The organism is Aequoribacter sp., assembly GCF_965659035.1.
Taxonomy (GTDB): Bacteria; Pseudomonadota; Gammaproteobacteria; order Pseudomonadales; family Halieaceae; genus Aequoribacter.
The window spans coordinates 1-4,343 of the sequence record NZ_CBFHWH010000126.1; the positions used below are offsets into that span (position 1 = coordinate 1).

Annotated in this window: 6 protein-coding genes; 5 read left to right on the forward strand and 1 reads right to left on the reverse strand. The window is 50.7% G+C overall.

The annotated features are described in order from the left end of the window. The 5 genes from ACTF5Z_RS11475 to ACTF5Z_RS11495 all read left to right on the forward strand — a co-directional run. Positions 1-1,328 (forward strand): DUF3604 domain-containing protein (locus ACTF5Z_RS11475; RefSeq protein ID WP_438985757.1); only part of this gene is annotated, 1,328 nt, incomplete at its 5' end. 167 nt (positions 1,329-1,495) lie between these two features. Then, positions 1,496-1,621, forward strand: a complete 126-nt coding sequence (locus ACTF5Z_RS11480; RefSeq protein WP_438985758.1) for a hypothetical protein — start codon at positions 1,496-1,498, stop codon at positions 1,619-1,621. Positions 1,622-1,651: 30 nt separating this feature from the next. Continuing rightward, positions 1,652-2,041: a DUF6249 domain-containing protein gene (locus tag ACTF5Z_RS11485; RefSeq protein WP_438985759.1), complete on the forward strand. Its 390-nt coding sequence runs from the start codon at positions 1,652-1,654 to the stop codon at positions 2,039-2,041. 2 nt (positions 2,042-2,043) lie between these two features. Further along, complete coding sequence (locus ACTF5Z_RS11490) at positions 2,044-2,547, forward strand: RNA polymerase sigma factor (RefSeq protein WP_423853974.1); 504 nt, start codon at positions 2,044-2,046, stop codon at positions 2,545-2,547. A gap of 42 nt (positions 2,548-2,589) precedes the next feature. Continuing rightward, positions 2,590-2,913, forward strand: a complete 324-nt coding sequence (locus ACTF5Z_RS11495) for a hypothetical protein (RefSeq protein WP_438985760.1) — start codon at positions 2,590-2,592, stop codon at positions 2,911-2,913. 92 nt (positions 2,914-3,005) lie between these two features. Here ACTF5Z_RS11495 and ACTF5Z_RS11500 read toward each other — a convergent pair whose 3' ends face one another. Beyond that, positions 3,006-4,004, reverse strand: a complete 999-nt coding sequence (locus ACTF5Z_RS11500; RefSeq protein WP_438985761.1) for an MBL fold metallo-hydrolase — start codon at positions 4,002-4,004, stop codon at positions 3,006-3,008. Positions 4,005-4,343 lie beyond the last annotated feature (339 nt).

Here is a 4,343-nt window from a genome sequence, read left to right on the forward strand (position 1 = left end):
ACAATTTACACCGTGTTGTTCTGTTCCGAGATGGCGAAGCACGCACGAGTCAAGTCATTCCGTACTCCATTTTAGAAAGTCATGACCCCCGAGACTTGTGGCGGTACATGGATAACTACGAGCAAACCACCGGCGGCAAGGCTTTAGCAATCCCCCATAACGGCAACGTCAGTAACGGGCGCATGTTTGCGCTGACACAATACGACGGTAGTGCAATCGACAATGCGTATGCCAGTGCTCGTGCGCGCTGGGAACCAGTGGTTGAAGTCACTCAAATTAAAGGTGATAGCGAGACGCACCCGTGGCTGTCGCCCGATGACGAGTTTGCCGATTACGGCACTTGGGACAAGGGTAATTTGGGCGGCAATGCACAAAAAACCCCCGACATGTTGCCATATGAATATGCGCGCTCGGCTTTGAAATTGGGTTTGCAAATTGACCAGCAGGTGGGTGCAAACCCGTTCAAGTTTGGCATGATTGGCTCGACCGATGCACACACCAGCTTGGCGACAGCGGATGACAATAACTTTTGGGGTAAAGCGGCGAATTACCACCCTGGATCAGAAAAGCGGACGAGCGGTCCCTTTATGATTGTTCGCGCTCCTCGAGCTGATTCGCAGCCAATTGACTGGTCCGATCAAACGGTAGGGCCCAATGACACGGTAATCCAGTCATGGGAACAAGTCGCCTCGGGTTACGCCGCCGTCTGGGCGACCGAGAACACGCGCGAGGCTATTTTCGATGCCATGCAGCGCAAAGAGGTCTACGCTACGACGGGCCCAAGAATGAGCGTTCGATTTTTCGCCGGTTGGAACTTAGACCCTGATAAAGTCGAGCAGGCCGACGGTATTGCCTACTTGTACGAGCAGGGCGTACCCATGGGCGGCGAATTGCAAGCCAAGGGTGATGAGCGTCCCATGTTTTATGTGGCGGTACAAAAAGACCCGGAGGGTGCCAATCTTGACCGTGTTCAGGTCGTTAAAGGGTGGTTAGACGCGAACGGGCAATTGCGCGAAAAAGTGTTTGATGTGGTTTGGGGTGGCGATCGACAGATCGTAAATGGCCGTCTGGAGCCTGTACAAAGCACAGTAAACCTTCAATCCGCTTCGTATGCCAATACGGTGGGTGCTGAGTATTTAAGCACCCTGTGGTCAGACTCTGAGTATCAGGCCAGCGAGCGCGCGTTTTACTACGTGCGGGTTCTTGAGATTCCCACGCCTCGCTGGACAGCTTATGATGAGGCTACGCTAGGTGCTGATCATCCAGAAGAGGCTGAGCGAGTGCATCAAGAGCGTGCTTATACTTCGCCGATTTGGGTGAATCCTTAGGCGGAGTATACCGTGAAGTGCGGCTTAGGCTATTTCGAAGGCGAGATGGCCAACGTCGACGGTTTCGTTAAAAAATCACATGAATTCAAATTTTTTGGCAACGTTTTGCCACGAACGCAGGTATTAGTTATTGAGTACCACTAATACGCGTTGCGACCGAGGCTAACATGCGCTGCACTATTGATGTATTGGGTCCTATTCTGGCCATTGTGTGTGTTGTAGGTGTACCTATGGCGCTGGTTTGGATGGGCCTGCTCCGCGCAGTACTGTTAAGCACCGGTCACACGCTGTAAACCCTAAAGTGAACCCTGTGAGGAAATGTTATGACGAATTTTTTTGAAGGTATTATCCCCATTTTTGCGATCGTTTTTGTATTTGGCATGCCTGCAATGATTGTCTGGATTGCGCTGAATTTTAGTAATAAAAAGCGCGAGCAGTTTCATTCCTCGCTTCAAAAGCTGATCGATAGTGGGCAAGAGCTAACGCCTGATTTGCTGCAAAGCATTCCAGGCTACGTGGAAGAGGAAAAGCCTATGAACGATATCAAAATTGGCGCGATCTTGATCGGCATCGGTTTGGGTGTTGCGATCATCGGTAAAGTGGGCCTAGGTGCCAATGTGGTTATGAGTGCCGGCTTATTGGTGGCATTATTGGGACTCGCCTTTTTCGGCTACGGCATTTACGATAAAAAGCAAAACCCAGAATCAGAGTAAACATGGAATCGGATATCGATTTGATCAACAAGACCCTAAGCGGTGGCAGCCATCACTATGGGGTCCTGATTCAGCGATACTCCGATTATCTGTTTGGTTTGGGTATGCGTTTAACCGCTGGCAATCGGGCTTTGGCCGAGGACATATCACAACAAAGCTTTCTAAAGTCGTACACTTATCTAGCAAGCTTTGATACCAAAAAAAGCTATAAGCATTGGCTTACGGGTATTGCTGTGAACTGTTTTCGCGACGCGGTAAAAAAAGAGCAAACCTACACTGAGCTAGAGACGATAGACGAGCCGGTCTATGCCCCGGATCTGAGTGAAGACGGCGAGTTCTTCCGTCTGATCAAACCGCTCGATCCAGAGCATCGATCCTTGTTTACCCTTCGGTATGTCTACGACCACAGCGTCGATGAAATCGCTCAGTTGACCCAGCTCAACGCTGGGACCGTAAAATCAAAACTGAGCCGTGCCATGGAGGTTTTACGACAGTGTCATACGTAAATTTAGTCAGCCTATATTTTGCGGGCAGTCGAGGTGATTACTATGCGATCTATTGAAGACATCATCGCCCAAGAAAAAGACGTGCAGTACCAGCAGCGCAATAAAGAGTTGTTTAGCTACTATACGCTGACCTTAATCAATCAAGATCAAGCGGCGAGGCGATTGCGTCGGCGGCTTAAGCTAACCCTATGGTTCATGTTGCCCGCACTGATTGGGTTGTTACTGAGTCCAGCGACGGGCTGGCTCATGACGTCATTCGAGGCATTTTCGGGTGTCAGTTTTGTTCGGGTACTCGTCATGGCGGTGGCCAGTTACGCGCTCGCCGGTGTCTGCGTTTTGGTGCTTAAAAGAACACACGTATTATGACGTGTCTTTCGGGCTCGCTACCGCGACCAATGAACCTGGAATGAGGCGTCTTGTGGCTTTGCGACTATCGCTCGCCTGTCTGAATGGACAGACTAGAACGCTTGCCGTTCGCCGATCTGCAATATCAGGGGGTTTGGCTTACTGGTCGTGCTTTGTAACGCGGCCTCAAAGCGGATCAGTGGCTCATCGAGGGGTTCGTCCGACAGGTCAAAGGTGCCGTAATGAATGGGTAAGATTTTTGACGCTTTAAGATCTATACCTGCTTGCAGGGCCTCTTCTGGATTCATGTGCGAGCTCGCCATCATAGCCCGAGGCTGATAAGCGCCAATGGGTAAAGCCACTAAATCAAACGGGCCTAGCGTTTCACCGATCAGCGAATAGCCCGAAAAATAGGCAGAGTCGCCACCAAAGTAAAACCGCTTATTTGCGCTCGATACGGCCCAAGAAGACCACAATGCTTGGCGCGTATCACCGATGCCTCGTTTACTCCAGTGCTGAGCAGGCAGAGCGGTAATCGTTAGCATGCCCTGTTGTATTTGTTCGCCCCAGTTCAGTTCCAATACGTTGTTAATGTTGTGCTTTTTAAGAAGTGCAGCATTGTCTGAAGGTACAATAAACGTGGCCTCCGGGAAACGCAGGCTCAGCCTAATTAGGCTTGGTAGGTCCAAGTGGTCGTAGTGGTTATGCGATATCAAAACAAAGTCGATGTCGGGTAATTGCTTGATCGTGATGCCCGGTTGTACGAAGCGCGATGGGCCCAAGGGTGGCACCGGACTAGGCGTATTTGACCAAATGGGGTCTGTTAAAAAGTTCGTGCCCTGCATCGAGACCAATAGCGTGGAATGACCTATCCACTGCACAGAGTCTTCGTTCAGTGCGTAGGGTTCTGATGCTGGGTATATTGGCGCCGCGCCCTCGCTTGACCGAAATGGTGTGGCGATACGACGGGCAAAAAAACCAAGCCGCGTCCACAAGGATCCATGTGAGGCCTCTTCGTCGAGATTTTGGTAGCGCCCCTGTTCGTCCTTCTGCGCCGCTGCAATGAAGTCCAGTTTGGTGGGTTTATTTGGGGTTAATGTAGTCTGAGGCATTGTAGAAGGCTCGAGAGAGTTTGATTGTGCCGCGTAGGCGCTAAGCAATAACACTACACATAGGGATCGCATCATGGGATAAAGTCCAAATTGTTACAGTGAATACGGCATAAGGCTGAGTTTGGGTCGTTTTTTGGGTGGGTAGGCTGGACCGTTTCGACGCGCCCACCGGCCCGGCTAAGCGTGTGTAAAGCCTTGCGCCCTTGTGCTAACGTAGTATTTTGTCACTGGATTGATAGCGTGATCGAGACTAAGTTACCCAGCGTAGGCACAACAATTTTTACCAAGATGTCCGCCTTGGCACAGGCCTGCGGCGCTTTAAATTTGTCTCAGGGCTTT